Here is a 16847-nt window from a genome sequence, read left to right on the forward strand (position 1 = left end):
GGAATAAATTTGGAATGATTATGAAAAAGTTTTCTCAAGAAACGCCAGAATCCGGACAGACAACAGACGCCGCTCCCCAGATGATAGCGGCGTCCGATTTTTTATAGAAATTTTATGCAAATAAATTCGGTAAAAATGTAACGGTCTGTGGAATATAGGTAATCACCAAAAGGACAATCAGAAGGACTGCTAACATAGGGAGCAAATCCCGCATCTGGTCTTTCAGGCTTACCTTGGCAATCGATCCCGATACAAACAGGCACACGCCCAGCGGAGGCGTACACATACCAATTGTCAGGTTGACTGCCATGACCAGGCCAAAATGGATCAGGTCAATTCCCATTGCCTTAACAAGCGGCAGGAAGAGTGGGGTAAAGATAACCAGCGCGCTTGTCGTATCGATGAAGGTGCCTGCAATTAACAGAATCACATTGATGATCATCAACAATACATATTTGTTGCTGACCGTGCTGGACAGCAGGGCGCTGACGGTCTGCGGAACCTGTGCAACCGTGATAACCCAGGTAAACAGGCTCGCACAGGACACAACGATTAAAACCTGTCCCGTTGATTTTGCACAGTCCACAAAGAGGTCAAACATCTTGGACGGCTTTAACTCCCGGTAAACAAAACCGCCGATGATAATCGCATATGCACACGCGATAGCGCCGGACTCGGTTGCCGTAAAAATACCAGATAAGATACCTCCAATGATGATAATCGGCATAATCAGGGCAAGAAGGGCATCTTTTCCGGTACGGATTCTCTCCTCACGGCTCGCCTTTTTCTCACGTCCTACATAATGTCTCTTTTTTCCTACATAATAACTGTAAATCATCAGTCCGAGTCCCATGATAATGCCCGGGATAAATCCACCGATAAACAATTTACCAACGCTCACACCTGCCATCGTTCCGTATAGCAGAAGTGGAATACTCGGAGGAATGATCGGTCCAATCGAACCGCCGCAGGCGATTAACGGAGCCGAAAACGTATCTTCATAGTTTTTCTCACGCATGATCGGAATCATAATGCCACCGATCGCTGCGGTTGCCGCGATCGCAGAACCTGTGATCGCCGCAAAGAACATACACGCCAGAATACTTACCAGTGCCAGACCACTTGGAAAATGTCCGATCAGCGCATCGGCAAAATCGACGATTCTTCTGGAAATACCGCCCTGAACCATCAGACCTCCGGCAAGGATAAACAGCGGAATCGCAATCAGCGCCGTGCTGTCAGCACCGGTGAACATTCTCTGGATAACAACAATTAACGGGGTTCCTCCCTGGATAATTCCAGCCACCGATACCATTCCGAGTGAAAAGCAGATCGGAATTCCTATTAAAAACAAGACAAATAATAAGACAATATAAATCATACCTTTCCCTCCTAATCATTCTTTTTCAGCTGCTCTGCCATATTTTTAATCATATAGAACAGCATAATCGCTCCGGCACTTGGAATACTTGCATAGTAAACACTCATTGGAATCGGCAGATAGGAAGTCGTCTGCGTCCATCCAAACGCACAGAATTTAATTCCAAATACAATCATAAAAATGAAAAAGAGAGACAATACCAGGTCAATTCCCAGTTCCACCACCTTGCGGATTTTAACTGGAAACGACATCAGCAGAACATCCACGTTCAGGTGTTCCTTTTCCCGCACACACCACGCAGCGCCCCAGAATACCAGATAGGTAAATGCCAAACGCAGGATATCCGTACTCCACGGAAGCGGAGATTTTAAAACAAAGCGGCATAAAACCTGTAAAAAGGTAATGACAAATACCACAATCGCGCTGATTCCCATGACAGCTTTTGTAATCTTATCGACCAGACCAGACATTTCCCATCCCCCTATTCTTTCCCATGCGTATTTCTATACTCTTCAACCGCCTGTTTTACCTTTTCCGTCAATTCCGGCGGAACCAGTGCCGTTACAGCCGGTTCCTGATACAGGCTGGCCGTTGCATCCTGGAAGGACTGTAAATCTGGATCCTTGCATACCTTTACGCCGTTCGCTTCAATCGACGCAAGCATCTCTTCTTCCATGTCCGTTACTTCCTGACGCTGTGTATCTTTTGCGTATTCAGCCGCCTCATCGATCCAAGCGCGCTCTTCATCGGTCAGTTTATTATAAAAGTCAAGGTTCATGATCATGCTTTCCGGCGCATATGTGTGACCATCCAGAACCATATATTTCTGCACTTCATCAAACGCAGAACTGGAAATAGACGCGATCGGGTTTTCCTGACCATCTACGGTTCCCTGCTGAAGAGCAGTATAAAGCTCGTTAAATGCGATCGGCGTCGCAATAAATCCAAGGTGATCTGCCAATGAGAACCAGATCGGAGACTCCTGTACGCGGATCGATAATCCCTTCATGTCGGATGCCTTGGTCACTTCTTTTTTATTATTCGTAAAATGACGGAAGCCTAACTCACAGAAACCCAGGTGTTTAAAGCCCTGTGCCTCAAACTTCGGTTCCAGTTCTTTCTGCAGCGTATTATCCAGGACATAGTATGCTTCCTGCTTATCCGCAAAGAGATACGGGATTGCCAGAACCTGCGTCTCCGGCACGAAGCTTGGAAGCGCGCCATCCGTTGTTACAATCGCAAGCTCTATCGAACCAATCTTGACGCCTTCCGCCATTTCGCGCTCACCGCCCAGCTGCGCGCTCGGGTAAATCGTCACTTCGAACCGATCACCTGCCAGTTCCTCCAGCTTTTCCTGAAATGCCGCTGCCGCCATCGTTGACTGGTGCTTCTCATTTCCAACTGTCGCTATTTTCAACTTGATATGTCCGCTGTCTGATGTACTGCCGCAGCCGGTCAACACCGTTGCTCCCAAGACAAGTGCCGCGAACGTCCCTGCCCAACCTTTTTTCATTACCGTTCCTCCTCGCTGATGACATCCACTTCATACTCCGACGATAACTTCCGGTTCAGCTTTTTATCTTCCATCTCATAGCGGAATTTACTGCCGAAACGGAATCCATCCTTGACCGGCACCGTTCCGGAAAAGATCACACAATTATCAATTCCGCCAACCCGCTCGTCCAGTTCTTTTAAGATGGTTTCCACCGGGAGAATATCTGACAACGTTCCCTCCTGATATAAAACTTCCGTTCCATCCAATGTCTGCCAGGAATGAAGCTCTATCTCATCCCAGTGATCCTTGACATCCTCGTACTCCCAAACGGTATCGCAAATCGGCTTCGCACAAATCTGTTTCGCTTTTGGAACACTGGCTGCCTCAAGCTCCCGGTCTGTGTGGTCGCTTCCCAATCCGATGTAAATCGTCTTATCTTTAATGACAATCACATACTCGACTTCTCCACAGGTCTTTTCGCCCACAAACTCCAGTTTCTTTTCCTGTGTTAAAACGTAATTGCCACACTGGAAAATGGTCGGTATTTTCTTCGGTGCCGGAACGCCTAATTCCCGTTCCAGTTCTTTGATATGCTCCATCGTCTTTTCAATGTTTCTGCCTGCATATCCAATGGCAAACACCCTCTCATAATTCAGCTCCAGCGGCTTTTCTCCGTTCTTTCCCTGAACCGTAAAACACATTGTATCCATCCTGTTTCCTCCTTATTCCATTCCCTCTTTTATATCTTATATACTTCCGGCAGCCGATCCCGATAAACATTGATCGAATCTCTGACCCCATCGACTGCTCCAATCTCCATATCTGCCATCAGTATCTGTTCCGCTTCTCCGCCCAGCACCAAGCACTCTCCCATCGGTCCATAGACGGCAGAATGTCCGCCGCACTTTGTATTTCCAGCCGTTCCGACCGAATTAGTACAGCATAAAAAGCTCTGACTTTCAATTGCCCTCGCCCTGTTCAAGGTATCCCAGTGAAGAAGTCTCGTATCCGGCCACTGTGCTACCACAAACTGGACTTTTGAACCCGCAAGCATCTCGGAACGAATCAGTTCCGGGAACCGGATATCATAACAAATTACCAGACTGCACGGGATTCCATCCAATTCAAAATTGCAGATGTTTTTTCCATGTTCAAAATACTCATGTTCGCCGGACGGGCTGAACAGATGCACCTTGTCATATTCCATCACCACTTCGCCGTCCCGGTTAAAGACAGCGGCTGTATTATAAATCTTCTCATCCCGGCAATTTGCCACGGAACCGGCAATTATATTGACACGGTATTCTTTCGCCAATCTGGAAAACAGCTTTTTGGTCTGTTCCAAATTCACATCCGACACCTCTTTCAGATTTTCTCTCGGAAAAAAACCGGTGTTCCATGTCTCCGGAAGTGTGATCACATCCGGTTTCAGCTCTGCAGCCATCCGGACCAGCTTTTCTGCTTTTTCAAAATTTGCCTCCGGCTTCCCCAACTGCATATCCATCTGAATCATCGCAACTCTCATACCTGACCTCCATTTTACGGTATTTGGTATTCGGTATTTGGTATTCGGTATTTGGTATACCAACAATTAGAATAATAACACTCTCTTTTTTTATCGTCAATCTACTCTTTTCACAAAAACCGAAATCTCTTTTTGGATGATCTTCCAATTTTATCTGACATTTTGCTTCATTGCATGGTTCTGGTTGATATTTTTTTCTGTTTCCTCCATATGGATCTTCATCGCCCGAACTGCCGCTTCCACATTTTTCTGTTTCAAAGCGTCTAAAATTCCCTGGTGTTCATCGATCGTTGTCTGACGCCGTTTATCCGTTCCCCTCACTGCCTGCATTCCCATAAAGCGGAACATATCATAATAATTGCTCAGCAGTTTTAAAAGCTCACGGTTCTGGCTCATCTGGTAGATATAGGTATGAAATTCCCGATCCAGCTGAATAAATCTCGTAATATCATAATGTTCCAGGACTTCCTTCTGTTTCTCCTGAATCTCTTCCAGACATTTCAGATCTTTCTCTGTGACATTTTTCACAGCATCCTCGATCGCAGATAACTCCAGCGCGCTTCTGACACGAGTCAGCTCCCACATATAATGCGGGTCAAATTCACGCACCACCGTTCCCTTGTATGTTTCCATCTGCAGCCAGCCATCTCTGGCAAGCATCTGCATCCCCTCACGGATCGGCGTGCGGCTGATTCCGAGTTCTTCTGACAATTTTCTCTCATTCATCACGAACCCCGGGGGATAAACGCCCGTCATGATCCCCTTTTTTATTTCGTTATATACCTGGTATTTATACCCCAGCTGTTTTTCTACCATACTTCCCTCACATCCATCAACTTCAATGCTAATATATGTTATCATCCCTCATATATCAACTATCATATGCATATCACACAGTCACTCTAATTGTCAAGCTATTTGCAGGTTTTCTGACCCTGCCAGCACTTACAGCCCTGCCTTTTCTGATTAGTGCAAACAAATCTTTTCAATAAATTATGCCCACCTTAATGCACTTATCTTTCTATCAGGATTCCATCATCCACATTATCATTACGATGAAATGGCGGGATAACATGATTTTGGTTTTTTTTATTTTTAAGTCCCCATCGCCATAGTTACCCGTCTATTTTTCTTGCCATTTCCCCTCTCCAATGCTATAATACATAGTAATTGCGCGGCTATTTTCGTTATTTCTGCGAAATGGGATTGGATTTGCGTCCCGCCGCTATCTACAACGGAGGTATATATATATGTCATTTTGGAATGTACTGCTAGTTATTATCGTCATTCTGGCTATCCTTCTTGTCGTACTGTATATTCTGGGTTCCCGGATGCAGAAACGTCAGGCAGAGCAGCAGACTATGATCGACGCTTCGAAACAGACTGTTTCGATTCTGGCGATTGACAAAAAGAAACTGAAAATCGGAGATTCCGGTCTCCCGAAGATGGTTATTGACCAGACTCCATGGTATATGAAGTGGGCGAAGCTCCCGATCGTAAAGGCTAAGATCGGACCGAAGGTTGTGACCATGATCGCGGATGAGAAGGTATTCCTTCAGTTACCGCTCCGCACCGAGGCAAAGGTTGTCATCAGCGGTCTTTATATCACAGAGATTAAGAGCGTGCGCGGAGGCATCCCGCCGCTGCCGAAGAAGAAAAAATTCTTTGACCGTTTCAAGAAAAATACAGAAGAGGCAGCAAAGAAAGAAGCTTCCAAGTCCAAGAAAAATAAATAATGGATCTTAAAATCCCGGAAATGTAACTGATTGCACGTTTCCGGGATTTTTGATTCATCGATTTTATTTCTTTGTTTCTATATTCTTTTATATTTACTGCTCTTTCAGGTTCAATTTCGCCGTCGCCTTCGATTTCACATCAATTTCAATATGGCTCTGGCTGGTCTGCTCATAGTTGAGTTCCAGCGTATAATCAATCTGGATTTTCAGATGATCCGGACCTTCATTGATCTTGATGCGGTCGGTCGTGACACCCACGATCATCTGACCGTATGGAGTCACATAACAGCTGACATTCGGACGGTTCTCCTGAAAAATCATATGCGCCCGCGCATCGCCTCCCTTGATCATATCGACGCTGTCCGCATTGGCTTTGATGGTATTGCGGATGCTTCCTTCCTCGCCCTCCAGTATCTCATCATAGATGATATAATGCTTGCCATTTTTGAAATAATAGCTGCCTGCCATGATAACCTCCAGGTTATTCGTCTCCCCGTCCGCAATATGGGCACCGCGCACGGATACAAGCACATCTTTCGTCATATTTTAATACTCCTCAATGTTAATCTGTTTCGTGTCTTTTACCTCTTTTGGCAGAATCGCCTTGGCAAAACGCGTGAAATTCTCCGCCCGGTCGCTGACAAAGAACTGATACTGGTCAAGAATCGGCTCCCCGGCAGCAGCGCGGCGGCTGTTTTCCTCCGAAAAACGTTCCAGATCCTCCGAACTGCGTGTCAGATCCATGTCCCGCAGTAGAGTTTTAAGTTCAACCGCCGTCTCATATGCCGGATTTACCAAAGTCACCTCGTCACCCATCAGCCGATGCAGTGTCGAACGCAGCAGCGGATAATGCGTACATCCCATAACCAGCGTATCAATGTATTTTTCTTTCAGCGAAGAAAGATACCGGGAGGCAATCTCATCTGTTACCGAATCATGGAAGAGTCCTTCCTCCACCAGCGGCACAAAGAGCGGACACGGTTTTCCAATGACCTCAATATCCGGGCGCAGCTTCTGCATTTCTCTGGTATAAATACCGCTCCGGATGGTCGCCTCGGTTCCAATCACGCCAATCTTTCCATTATGGGTTGCCTCGGCAGCCGTGCGCGCGCCCGCGTAGATAACCCCGATGATCGGGATATCCAATTCCTGTCTGACCGTCTCCAGTGCACACGCCGAGGCCGTGTTGCAGGCAATCACGATCGCCTTGACTCCCTGTGTTTTCAGAAAACGGATGATCTGGCGGGAATAGCGCAGTACCGTCTCCTGCGATTTACTTCCATATGGAACGCGCGCCGTATCTCCAAAGTATACGATGCGCTCCTGCGGCATCTGACGCATGATCTCACGGGCTACCGTCAGACCGCCGATGCCTGAATCAAAAACTCCGATCGGGGCATTTCTATCCATGTTTACCTTCCTTTCGGCAAAATTCTTATGGTCATGTTTCCATTCTTTCCCGAACATCTGTGTATATCGAATCATATAACGTCCAAAAGTAGATTCTCTCACACTGTTTCAGGATTCTGAAACAGTTTTATTTATTTCTAGGCTTCGTAGCGTTTCAGTCCGTGTTCAATCAGCTTTGTCACCATCTCCGACTTCGGGATTCCGGCCGCCTCAAAGAGCATCGGGTACATACTGATCGCGGTAAAGCCCGGCATGGTATTGATCTCATTGAAGATAACCTCGCCGTCCTTCGTCACAAAGAAATCGACACGCGACAGACCATAGCCATCTACCGCCTTGAAAATACGTCTCGCCGCCTGACGCACACGCTCGGTCGCATCGCCCGGAAGCTCTGGATTTACAACGGTTCTGGACTCTGCGTTGTAATATTTCGCATCAAAATCATAGAAATCGGCTGCTGCCAGAATCTCGCCAACACCGGAAGCGATGACCGGTTCTGTGCCATTTCCAAAGACCGCACATTCGATCTCACGGCCGACGATCGTCTCCTCAACCAGAATCTTGCAGTCATGGTGCGCCGCCTCCTTTAAGCCTGCAATCAGCTCTTCGCGATCCGACGCCTTGCTGACACCTCTGGAAGAACCTGCATTGGACGGCTTGATAAATACCGGATATGCGAACCGGTTCTCGATGCGTGCCACAACCTCATCCATCTTTTCAAGTTCTTTGCGGATGACCAGCTCATATGCCGCCTGGCGCACGCCTGTGTGGTCAACGATCTGTTTTGTATACACTTTATCCATCGAAACGCTGGACGCCAGCACACCGCATCCGACATACGGGATTTTTGCCAGCTCAAAGATGCCCTGAATGGTGCCGTCCTCGCCCCAGAGTCCATGCAGAACCGGGAATACCACATCAATGCGGATCATTTCCGCCTTACCATCTTTCAGGACGATCACGGATTTCTCCGTTGCATCCGGGGAAAGGATCGCGGTCGTCGTGTTCTTTCTCCAACTCTCATCCTCGATCTGCTCGACCGAGTCAACCAGCAGCCATTTTCCCTCTTCGGTAATGCCGATCAGGGTTACATCATAGCGCTCTGTATCTATATTTTTAATGACATTGATTGCCGACATACATGAAACAATATGTTCCGAAGACCGTCCGCCAAATACCACAAGTACACTCTTTTTCATAATATCCGCCTTTCTGCCGGGTGTGGGAAGCTTCACCACACGCCGGAATGCTATTCCAAAATATAGTTTAGATTATACCATAACTGTCAATACTTGCGACAAGAAGATTCGATTTCTTTCAGTAAAAGGAGAGCCATTATGTTAAATCAAGTGATTTCGTTCCAGTCTGAAAATTCTCTGTCATCCGCATCCAGGATTCATCCACCTGTTACCAATAAATGCCGCCATTTTTCCACCGGTTCCTGCAAGTTTTCCCATATCTACGATGGAATACTCCCGCTTCTCGCATTATGTTCCATGCTCTTATTTCTGCTTTTCTGCCTGCCTCTTCTTACTTTTACCAGAAACCAGATTCAGCAGAAAGTCCTGGCGTACGCGATCGCCCCGCCGATCCTGCAGACTCATGTGATCGACAACTGGTGGGGTGTTCTCTATCCGCCGCCCGCCCTGTCCGGAGGTGTCATGCCGGAAGAAAACTCAAAAAATCAGAGCGCCGATTCCGTCTCTGACGCTCTGATTTTTGATAACGATATGAACTGGCTGTCGCAAAAGAAACATATCGTTTTTGATGTAAACAAGAAAGCTGCTGCTCTGATTTCCTCTAAAGCTGACCCGATGACTTGCTCCAATCACTCGGAACGTTCTGGAACAGCTTCAGCTTCCAAAATAACCACCGAACCGACAGAATCTTCTTCGAACTCAAAAATAGCAGCCACGCACGCCGTTTCCGCTGACAGCAGTCTGCCGGATAAAGCTCATGCTTCCTCCGACAATTCGATTACTCTTCGGGTAACGTGTCGTTTTTTATCTTTCCTTCCCGGAGGCTCGGAGTGATGAAATTCTCATAGGAATAGTTCCACAGCGTCTCCGAGCCCTTGGCGGTATTCTTATTTCTTCCAAGAATCTGGCTCAGGTGCACGCCGCGCGTCGCCCACGCCTTTCCCTTGGAAGCATCATTGAGCATCGTCGGCTGGATGTTGTCCATCGTATGTGCAAACCGCGCTTCCGGCGTCTCCCCGGCTTCAAATTCATCCCAGAGAGCGCGCAGTTTTTCGCCCTGATCCGGCGGCAGCATTCCGAAAATGCGCTCTGCACCCTTTAATTCTCTCTCCCGCTGGGTTTTCTTCGCCTCCTCATCATAGGCATACGTGTCGCCGGCGTCGATCTCGACCAGATCATGAATCAGAAGCATGGTAACCGTTTTCAGCACATCGATCGGCTCATTGGAATACTCCGCCAGAAGCACCGTCATGATCGCCATATGCCATGCGTGCTCCGCGTCATTTTCCTTCCGCTCGCCGTCTGTCAGATACGTCTGGCGACCAATAAATTTCTCCTTGTCTATCTCCCGGATAAATGCAAACTGCTGCTCCAGACGTTCTTTCTGTTTCTGATTTATATCCATTGTTTCCGCCTCCCTGGTCTATTTCACCACATTTCTAGTTACTGTTCACGCATACGTGCCCAGTAACGGAAAAATGCCTCTTGCATTTATCCTCTCTTTACAGTCTCTTCCCTGCAAGAACCTCTTTATAATCCTTATAATTCTCCTCCAAAAGCTTCGGCGTATCCAGACCATACGGGCACATCGACTTGCAGTGTCCGCAATGCAGGCAGTCCTCTATCTTCTTCATCTTCGCCTGTCCCTCCGGGGAGAGGTATCTCGCTGACGGAGAACGGCGCAGAAGCAGGGACATACGCGCACAGTTGTTGATCTCGATTCCTGCCGGACACGGCATACAGTAGCCGCAGCCTCGACAGAATTCACCTGCCAGCTCTTTCTGGTCTTTTTCAATAACAGCTTTCAGCTCGTCCGTCAGTTCCGGTGGATTGCCGATGTAGCTTAAAAATTCGTCCAGCTCGCTTTCCTTCTGTACACCCCAGATCGGCAGTACATTCTCAAACTGTGCCATATAGGCATAGATCGCAGCCGAATTGGTCAGCAGACCGCCCGACAGACCCTTCATTGCGATAAATCCCATTTCGTGCTCCGCACAGGCCTTCGCCAACGCGATCTCCCGCTCGGTGGAAAGATAATTAAATGGGAACTGCAGGGTATCGTAAAGCCCCGACTCGATCGCCTCCTCCGCAATGCTCATGCGGTGGTTCGTGATGCCGATGAAACGGATTTTCCCCTGCTCTTTTGCCTCGAGCATCGCCTCATAAAGACCGCTTCCGTCTCCCGGCTTCGGACAGACTGCCGGATTGTGGAACTGGTAAATGTCCACGTAGTCTGTTTTTAAATTATGTAAACTCGTCTCCAGATCCTTCCAGAAGCCTTCCGCCGTCGTTGCCGCTGTCTTGGTCGCAATATAGATATGCTCGCGCACGTCGCTCAGCGCATAGCCGATCTTCTCCTCACTGTCCGTATAAAAGCGCGCCGTATCAAAGAAACGGACACCCGCATCATACGCCTTGCGAAGCAGTACCTTCGCATCATCAAAAGAAATACGCTGGATTGGCAGCGCGCCAAATCCATTTTTATTGACGATAATATCCGTCTTTCCAAGGGTAACCGGCGTACCGGCTACCCTTTCTCTTGCGTCCAGCATCTCTTTCAGTGCCTCGTCGCTGTCATCGATCCAGACATCCTCCTCATCGGCGTTGAGACCGAGATATTTTGCCAGTGTCCGCTCATCATCCGACCGGTTCCAACGAGAAATATAGCGATCGATTTCCTCAAATGGAACCTGTCCGGACAGGTACAATTCTTTAAATGTCATACTTCCTTCCGCTCCTTTAAATTCTTAAGTACCGTGATTTCCTGGTTATCTATGTGCCCCCTGGCTACCGCCTTTGCCTCCGCCATATGGCGCAGACGCAGTGCCGCCAATATTTTTTCATGCTCTAACTGCAGAATCTGCCGTTTATCCTCGTCCTTGATGTATTCCAGACGGAACCGGTACATCTGCTCACGCAGGTTGTTCAAAATCTGCACCAGACGCTTGTTGCGGGTCGAATGGTAGATCACGTCATGGTATGCCTCATCCGTCTCCGCGATCTTCATCGCATCGCCCTGATCAATCGCCGCTTTAAATGCTTTCTGTGCTTCTTCCAATGCCTGCATATCTTCTTCCGTCATGCGCTGGCACGCCAGCTCAATCGCCAGTTCCTCCAGCGAACGGCGCACTTCCAGCACATCTTTCAGGCTTTTTTCCGAAATCCGCGCCACCTCCGCGCCGCGCCGCGGAATCATCAGAACGAGTCCTTCCAGCTCCAGCTTGCGGATCGCCTCACGGATCGGGGTGCGGCTGACGCCCAGCTTCTGTGCCAGCTGGATCTCCATCAGGCGCTCGCCCGGTGCCAGCTCTCCCTTTAAGATTGCCTGCCGGAGTGTGTTGAATACCACATCCCTGAGTGGGAGATATTCATTCATTTTAACCTCAAAATTGTTCCCCATCTGCGTGCCCCTTCCTGTTGTAAAAACTAGTCAGGTATACCTGTTTCGCCAGATCCTGGCTGCTGCCATAGCGGAGTTCCTCATACGCCGCCTGCGCCGCCGTCTGGTTCGTAAACAAGCCAAATACGGTTGGACCACTTCCGCTCATCAAAGAGCCGTCCGCGCCCATCTCCATCATCTTATCTTTGAGTGTCTGAATCACCGGATTTTCCGGGATCGTCACCGTTTCCAGCACGTTTCCAAGCTGTGAAACGACGCCGGAGAGGTCTTTTTTCTCGATCGCCGCCCGCATCGCATCAATATCCGGATGCGCCTCTGCGCCCAGAGATGGCAGGTTTAAGTTCTCGTACACATGCTTCGTCGAAACGCTGACCGACGGTTTGGCAATCAGCACGCGGCACTGCGGCATCGGTGGAAGCGGTGTCAGGATCTCCCCGATTCCCTCCGAAAGAGCCGTTCCCCGCATGATACAGTACGGCACATCCGCCCCCAGACGGACGCCGCGCTCCATCAGCTCCTGTTTCGAAAGCCCCAGTCCGAACATCTTGTTGACACCAAACAGGACTGCGGCCGCATCGCTGCTGCCGCCTGCCATCCCGGCTGCCACCGGGATAAATTTCTTCATCTTGATCTCCACACCGTCGCGGATTCCAAACTCATCCATCAGAAGCTTCGCCGCGCGGTAACCCAAGTTATTTTCATTGTCCGGCAGATAATAAAGGTTCGTTGAAAGACGGATTCCCTCTTCCTCCGTCCGGTTCAGTTCGATCGCGTCGTACACGCGCACCGTCTGCATGATCATCCGCACTTCGTGGTAGCCGTCTTCTCTCCGGCGGACTACATCCAGACCGAGATTGATCTTTCCATATGCTTTCAGCTCCAGATGCCTGATCATCGGTCATTCCTCCCATCGTTCCCTTAGTGTAATCACACTAGATTGTATTTTTTCATTATTTTGTATACAAGTTATTATATCCTCTTTGCATACAAAATACAATAGAATCCTTACAGAATGAAGGTACCTGAACGAATCCCATTTTTTCCGCCAATATCCGTGAAGCCGTGTTGGAACGCTTCGTGCAAATCCGGATCTTATCCAGCTCCAGCGTTTCAAACCCATATTTCACAATCGCCCGGCAGGCTTCCAGCGCATATCCCTGACGGCGGAACGGTTCATAAATATGATATCCCAGCTCTCCGTCCGTCAGCCCCGCCTTTCCAACCAGCACACCGTCCGCGCGGCGTTCCAGCGCCCACAAACCGCACTCGGCAAAGCGGTACTGGTGTTTCCGGTATTCCTCGCGCTTGTTCCAATCAGAAAAAGTTCCGTCGGCATCCTCAGCGGATGCCGGTTCCAACGGATCGTCCTGGGAAAATTCACGGATGATGAGGCGGTCAGTTTCAGCAATGAGCCACGGGAGAGCCAGGTGGCGGCGGACGACGCGTTCCAGGAATGTTTCATCGGCGTCTTCAGGGTCTGTAATAAGGTAAAGGCAAGATGAATAGTCGGCCGGCTGTTTTTCCTCGTTTTCCCTCCATAAGCCAACAATAGCTCTCCCGGCTGCTTTCGCAGCCTGAAGAGCTTCGTTTTCATCGGAGAGAATCACCGGGTATGTCTGTCCCGCAATGGTTACTTCTCGTTCGATTGTCATAGATTATCTTTCTTTTCCTTTTTCCGGCTCCGGGTACTCCTCGCCGAAGGTGTCAACGGTCATCTTTTTGATCTTCTGCTCTTTCAGCGGACGATCGCCCCAGTCGGTGCGGACGCCGGCAATCTTGTCCACGATATCCAGACCTTCAACTATCTTCCCGAAGGATGCATACTGACCATCCAGATGCGGGGAAGTCTCATGCATGATGAAGAACTGGGAACCTGCGGAGTTCGGGTCCATCGCACGCGCCATAGAGAGAACGCCCTTGGTGTGCTTGAAATTGTTCGTAAAACCATTCTGGCTGAACTCACCCTTGATGGTATACCCTGGACCGCCCATACCATTTCCATTCGGGCATCCGCCCTGAATCATAAAGCCCTTGATGACACGGTGGAAGATCAGACCATCATAAAAGCCCTTCTTGATCAGGCTGATAAAGTTGTTGACTGTGTTCGGCGCAATCTCTGGGTAGAGCTCTGCCTTCATGATATCACCATTTTCCATCTCAATGGTAACAACTGGATTTTTCATGTATGTTTCCTCCTGAATTTTAAAAAATACCTCATTAAGTGGTCACATTATACCATAAGAACGTTCGAAAATCGACTGTTTTTCGTTCCATATTTGTCCATTTTCTTTACATTTCGTAAGTTTCTCCTCACAATTCGTTCACATTTATGGCTTAAGATGTATAGCACAATGTCGAAATGGACATTCTATGCGAAAAGATGAATGTTGCGCTCAGGAATCATCATCTGTCCTGCATCATACATCTGTGAGCAAACTAAGTCAAAAGAAAGGTTGGTAATGTACTATGAAAAAAACATATTTTGCTATCCTGGGCGCGGCTGCGATCCTCTCGCTCGCAACCGCCTGCTCTTCCAAAAACGTGAATGAACCGACTGCTAATGAATCGTCCCAGTCCGCCTCCTCCGAGTCCAGCTCGAATGGCATGGACGAAAGCAGCCCGATGGATGATTTAAAAGAAGACGCCAAAGACGCCGTTCTTCCATCCGAAGGAACTGCCGATGCAAAACAGTCCACATTGACTGGTACGATCAGCGACATCAAAGACTTTATGTTTACGATCACCGCCGACGGAACCGATTATGAATTCAGCTTCGAGCAGGATCAGAAACCGGACGGGCTTTCTGATGTAAAAGATGGGGATAAAGTTACCGTAACGTATACGGGAACCGTCAGTGAAGTGGATGCATTCAGCGGAACCGTTTTATCAGTTAAAAAAGCGGAATAAGGATTGTTGACACACTTTATACCCGTATTTTTTATGGCAGTCTTGACAGACGAAGCACGCAAAATATCTGCGCTTCCTGCCCAGGCTGCCATTTTCGATCCTCTGAACATAAAACATACTTACCAGGATCATGGAATCCATGTTCCGCGTTCATATTTCGTTCACACTTCATTAAAAAACCTTTTACACAATTAACATGGTTTCTTCACGATTTTTCCCTATACTATAACCATAGCAACAAGCAATGCTTACAAATTTTTTTCATAATACCGAGCTGAGTTTATATCAGCTCTCCTCCCTTTTTCAATACCAAAAGACCTCTCACTGCTGGAGAGGTCTTTTGTTGTATCTGAATCCCTCAATTCTCTCACTGTTCCGGTCTTCGTACCTTCCTGCCAAGCACCACCAGCGCTGCAAGGTTTGGCACCGCCATCAGCCCATTGAAAATATCAGATACCGCCCAGACGGCCTCCATCCGGATGACGCAGCCGAGAAAGACCGAAACAAGATAACCCCCGTGATACAAAATACATATTTTGTCGGCGCGCTTCTGTGGGACATCCCGCATCAGCCATCCAAGGGCCTGATCGCCGATGTAAAACCAAGCAAGGATCGTGGCAAAGGCAAACAGCACCATGCACGCCGCCGTCACCATGCCGCCTGCATTCCCAAAACGGGCTGCCAGAGCCGCCGCCACCGCGCCGCTGCCGCCCAGGGAACCGATCTTCTCGGTCAGATTGTGTGGAAATACACAGAGCAGTAAAAAAGCGGTCAGGCTGCACCCTATGATCGTATCGAAAAACACCTCGAAAATCGCCCACATTCCCTGTTTCTGCGCTTCCTGCCTCTGTCTTAGCCTCCCCTTTCCCTCACTCATCCCATGCAGCACCGCCAGACTCCCCAGGCCCGCCTCATTGGAAAACACACCGCGCGATACCCCGCTCCGGATCGCCGCTGCCATTCCGTACCCGGTCATCCCGCCCGAAATTCCTGAAAAATTCAAAATACTGCTTCCATCCGTCTGTCCTGCATTATCTGCCAGTCCAAATGCCCCGCCCACAATGTTCCCCAATATTTCTGGTATCTGATCATAAAAGCTGAACACGGCGATTCCACCTGCCAGCAGATACAGCCCCGCCGATACCGGTACCAGCACCGAAGCCGTCCATCCGATGCGTTTTGCCCCGCCAAAGAGCACCACGGCAGTCAAAACTGCCAGTATGATACCGGTTCCAAGCGGCGGCAGGGACGCTGCATAGCGCAGACTATCCGCCAGAGCCCCCGCCTGTACCATACATCCCATTCCAAGCGACGCCAGCACGCAAAACAGGGCATAGCATTTTCCAGCGAAACAGCTTCCAACCCCATTTTCCAGATAGACATAAGGTCCGCCCCCATACAAAATTCCCAGATAAACCTCCGTATATGCCAGCGCCATCCCCAGAAATGCCGCCGCCCACATCCAGAACACAGCACCCGGACCACCGATCGCCAACGCGGCTGCCACGCCCGTGATATTTCCCGTTCCGACCGTCGCCGCCAGCGCGGTGCAGGTCGTCAAAAGCTGTCCTTTCCCGCCGCTCCCAACCGTCTCTCCCCACCAGACTCTGATATGACGGATCGGAAATCCCCGCAGACGCACCATGCAGAGGACTCCAACCGCCAGAAACAGTCCCAGAAGCCACGGTCCCCACACCATTTTCTGTACGATTCTGAGCGCTTCCATCCGAGCACCTTTCTATATCTATTTTCACTCTATCAAACCAATCTTATGATTTACTATGATATTTCATT

General features: G+C 48.9%; 19 protein-coding genes. 3 read left to right on the plus strand and 16 right to left on the minus strand.

Annotated elements, in window-relative coordinates:
• Positions 1-112: 112 nt before the first annotated feature.
• The 6 genes from DWZ76_RS00315 to DWZ76_RS00340 form a co-directional block, all read right to left on the minus strand.
• Positions 113-1381 (minus strand): TRAP transporter large permease, encoded by a 1269-nt coding sequence (locus DWZ76_RS00315; RefSeq protein ID WP_118469150.1) that lies wholly within the window; start codon positions 1379-1381, stop codon positions 113-115.
• An 11-nt stretch (positions 1382-1392) separates the two neighbouring features.
• Positions 1393-1851: a TRAP transporter small permease gene (locus tag DWZ76_RS00320; RefSeq protein ID WP_118469151.1), complete on the minus strand. Its 459-nt coding sequence runs from the start codon at positions 1849-1851 to the stop codon at positions 1393-1395.
• A gap of 11 nt (positions 1852-1862) precedes the next feature.
• Positions 1863-2894, minus strand: a complete 1032-nt coding sequence (dctP, locus tag DWZ76_RS00325) for a TRAP transporter substrate-binding protein DctP (protein WP_118469153.1) — start codon at positions 2892-2894, stop codon at positions 1863-1865.
• Positions 2894-3586 (minus strand): DUF2848 family protein, encoded by a 693-nt coding sequence (locus DWZ76_RS00330; protein ID WP_118469155.1) that lies wholly within the window; start codon positions 3584-3586, stop codon positions 2894-2896. The genes dctP and DWZ76_RS00330 overlap by 1 nt, the downstream gene beginning before the upstream one ends.
• A 29-nt stretch (positions 3587-3615) precedes the next feature.
• A complete protein-coding gene (locus DWZ76_RS00335; RefSeq protein WP_118469156.1) occupies positions 3616-4401 on the minus strand; it encodes a carbon-nitrogen family hydrolase in 786 nt (261 codons plus the stop codon).
• A 150-nt stretch (positions 4402-4551) separates the two neighbouring features.
• The gene (locus tag DWZ76_RS00340; RefSeq protein ID WP_118469158.1) at positions 4552-5217 is read right to left on the minus strand and encodes a GntR family transcriptional regulator; all 666 of its coding nucleotides are present in this window, start codon (positions 5215-5217) and stop codon (positions 4552-4554) included.
• A gap of 434 nt (positions 5218-5651) precedes the next feature.
• Between DWZ76_RS00340 and DWZ76_RS00345 the strand changes: the two genes are divergently transcribed.
• On the plus strand, positions 5652-6137 hold the full coding sequence (locus DWZ76_RS00345) for a hypothetical protein (protein WP_022360091.1): 486 nt from the start codon (positions 5652-5654) through the stop codon (positions 6135-6137).
• A 93-nt stretch (positions 6138-6230) separates the two neighbouring features.
• Here the strand turns inward: DWZ76_RS00345 and DWZ76_RS00350 are convergent, their stop codons facing one another.
• The 3 genes from DWZ76_RS00350 to DWZ76_RS00360 all read right to left on the minus strand — a co-directional run bounded on the left by DWZ76_RS00350 (position 6231) and on the right by DWZ76_RS00360 (position 8746).
• Entirely contained in the window at positions 6231-6680 is a 450-nt protein-coding gene (locus tag DWZ76_RS00350; RefSeq protein ID WP_107000678.1) for a DUF1934 domain-containing protein, read from the minus strand.
• A gap of 3 nt (positions 6681-6683) precedes the next feature.
• Entirely contained in the window at positions 6684-7547 is an 864-nt protein-coding gene (gene murI / locus DWZ76_RS00355) for a glutamate racemase (RefSeq protein ID WP_118469160.1), read from the minus strand.
• A 137-nt stretch (positions 7548-7684) separates the two neighbouring features.
• A complete protein-coding gene (locus tag DWZ76_RS00360) occupies positions 7685-8746 on the minus strand; it encodes a D-alanine--D-alanine ligase family protein (RefSeq protein ID WP_182431243.1) in 1062 nt (353 codons plus the stop codon).
• Positions 8747-8884: 138 nt separating this feature from the next.
• Here DWZ76_RS00360 and DWZ76_RS00365 point away from each other — a divergent pair, with 138 nt between their 5' ends.
• Entirely contained in the window at positions 8885-9580 is a 696-nt protein-coding gene (locus DWZ76_RS00365) for a hypothetical protein (protein ID WP_118471400.1), read from the plus strand.
• Here the strand turns inward: DWZ76_RS00365 and DWZ76_RS00370 are convergent.
• From DWZ76_RS00370 to DWZ76_RS00395, 6 genes are all read right to left on the minus strand, one after another.
• Positions 9525-10151 carry an HD domain-containing protein gene (locus tag DWZ76_RS00370; protein ID WP_107000681.1) on the minus strand — a complete coding sequence of 209 codons (627 nt, stop codon included), beginning with the start codon at positions 10149-10151 and terminating at the stop codon, positions 9525-9527. The genes DWZ76_RS00365 and DWZ76_RS00370 overlap by 56 nt on opposite strands.
• A 97-nt stretch (positions 10152-10248) precedes the next feature.
• On the minus strand, positions 10249-11469 hold the full coding sequence (locus tag DWZ76_RS00375) for an aldo/keto reductase (protein WP_117796283.1): 1221 nt from the start codon (positions 11467-11469) through the stop codon (positions 10249-10251).
• Positions 11466-12146 carry a GntR family transcriptional regulator gene (locus DWZ76_RS00380; protein WP_107000683.1) on the minus strand — a complete coding sequence of 227 codons (681 nt, stop codon included), beginning with the start codon at positions 12144-12146 and terminating at the stop codon, positions 11466-11468. Before DWZ76_RS00380 ends, DWZ76_RS00375 begins: the two co-directional genes overlap by 4 nt.
• Entirely contained in the window at positions 12130-13041 is a 912-nt protein-coding gene (ispE, locus tag DWZ76_RS00385; RefSeq protein WP_118471402.1) for a 4-(cytidine 5'-diphospho)-2-C-methyl-D-erythritol kinase, read from the minus strand. The genes DWZ76_RS00380 and ispE overlap by 17 nt, the downstream gene beginning before the upstream one ends.
• Positions 13042-13096: 55 nt before the next feature.
• Entirely contained in the window at positions 13097-13798 is a 702-nt protein-coding gene (locus DWZ76_RS00390; RefSeq protein WP_118471404.1) for a GNAT family N-acetyltransferase, read from the minus strand.
• Between the two features lie 3 nt (positions 13799-13801).
• Positions 13802-14329: a peptidylprolyl isomerase gene (locus DWZ76_RS00395; protein ID WP_022360081.1), complete on the minus strand. Its 528-nt coding sequence runs from the start codon at positions 14327-14329 to the stop codon at positions 13802-13804.
• A 283-nt stretch (positions 14330-14612) separates the two neighbouring features.
• Between DWZ76_RS00395 and DWZ76_RS00400 the strand changes: the two genes are divergently transcribed.
• On the plus strand, positions 14613-15053 hold the full coding sequence (locus DWZ76_RS00400) for a hypothetical protein (protein ID WP_118471406.1): 441 nt from the start codon (positions 14613-14615) through the stop codon (positions 15051-15053).
• A 367-nt stretch (positions 15054-15420) separates the two neighbouring features.
• Here the strand turns inward: DWZ76_RS00400 and DWZ76_RS00405 are convergent, their stop codons facing one another.
• Entirely contained in the window at positions 15421-16779 is a 1359-nt protein-coding gene (locus DWZ76_RS00405) for an amino acid carrier protein (RefSeq protein ID WP_118471408.1), read from the minus strand.
• Between the last annotated feature and the right edge of the window lie 68 nt (positions 16780-16847).

The organism is Clostridium sp. AF35-15, assembly GCF_003477745.1.
Classification (GTDB): Bacteria; Bacillota; Clostridia; order Lachnospirales; family Lachnospiraceae; genus Otoolea; species Otoolea fessa.

Coding starts and splice junctions, on each gene's coding strand:
- DWZ76_RS00315 (WP_118469150.1), bottom strand. CDS start 1,381: ATGATTTATATTGTCTTATTATTTGTCTTGTTTTTAATAGGAATTCCG.
- DWZ76_RS00320 (WP_118469151.1), bottom strand. CDS start 1,851: ATGTCTGGTCTGGTCGATAAGATTACAAAAGCTGTCATGGGAATCAGC.
- dctP (WP_118469153.1), bottom strand. CDS start 2,894: ATGAAAAAAGGTTGGGCAGGGACGTTCGCGGCACTTGTCTTGGGAGCA.
- DWZ76_RS00330 (WP_118469155.1), bottom strand. CDS start 3,586: ATGGATACAATGTGTTTTACGGTTCAGGGAAAGAACGGAGAAAAGCCG.
- DWZ76_RS00335 (WP_118469156.1), bottom strand. CDS start 4,401: ATGAGAGTTGCGATGATTCAGATGGATATGCAGTTGGGGAAGCCGGAG.
- DWZ76_RS00340 (WP_118469158.1), bottom strand. CDS start 5,217: ATGGTAGAAAAACAGCTGGGGTATAAATACCAGGTATATAACGAAATA.
- DWZ76_RS00345 (WP_022360091.1), top strand. CDS start 5,652: ATGTCATTTTGGAATGTACTGCTAGTTATTATCGTCATTCTGGCTATC.
- DWZ76_RS00350 (WP_107000678.1), bottom strand. CDS start 6,680: ATGACGAAAGATGTGCTTGTATCCGTGCGCGGTGCCCATATTGCGGAC.
- murI (WP_118469160.1), bottom strand. CDS start 7,547: ATGGATAGAAATGCCCCGATCGGAGTTTTTGATTCAGGCATCGGCGGT.
- DWZ76_RS00360 (WP_182431243.1), bottom strand. CDS start 8,746: ATGAAAAAGAGTGTACTTGTGGTATTTGGCGGACGGTCTTCGGAACAT.
- DWZ76_RS00365 (WP_118471400.1), top strand. CDS start 8,885: ATGTTAAATCAAGTGATTTCGTTCCAGTCTGAAAATTCTCTGTCATCC.
- DWZ76_RS00370 (WP_107000681.1), bottom strand. CDS start 10,151: ATGGATATAAATCAGAAACAGAAAGAACGTCTGGAGCAGCAGTTTGCA.
- DWZ76_RS00375 (WP_117796283.1), bottom strand. CDS start 11,469: ATGACATTTAAAGAATTGTACCTGTCCGGACAGGTTCCATTTGAGGAA.
- DWZ76_RS00380 (WP_107000683.1), bottom strand. CDS start 12,146: ATGGGGAACAATTTTGAGGTTAAAATGAATGAATATCTCCCACTCAGG.
- ispE (WP_118471402.1), bottom strand. CDS start 13,041: ATGATCAGGCATCTGGAGCTGAAAGCATATGGAAAGATCAATCTCGGT.
- DWZ76_RS00390 (WP_118471404.1), bottom strand. CDS start 13,798: ATGACAATCGAACGAGAAGTAACCATTGCGGGACAGACATACCCGGTG.
- DWZ76_RS00395 (WP_022360081.1), bottom strand. CDS start 14,329: ATGAAAAATCCAGTTGTTACCATTGAGATGGAAAATGGTGATATCATG.
- DWZ76_RS00400 (WP_118471406.1), top strand. CDS start 14,613: ATGAAAAAAACATATTTTGCTATCCTGGGCGCGGCTGCGATCCTCTCG.
- DWZ76_RS00405 (WP_118471408.1), bottom strand. CDS start 16,779: ATGGAAGCGCTCAGAATCGTACAGAAAATGGTGTGGGGACCGTGGCTT.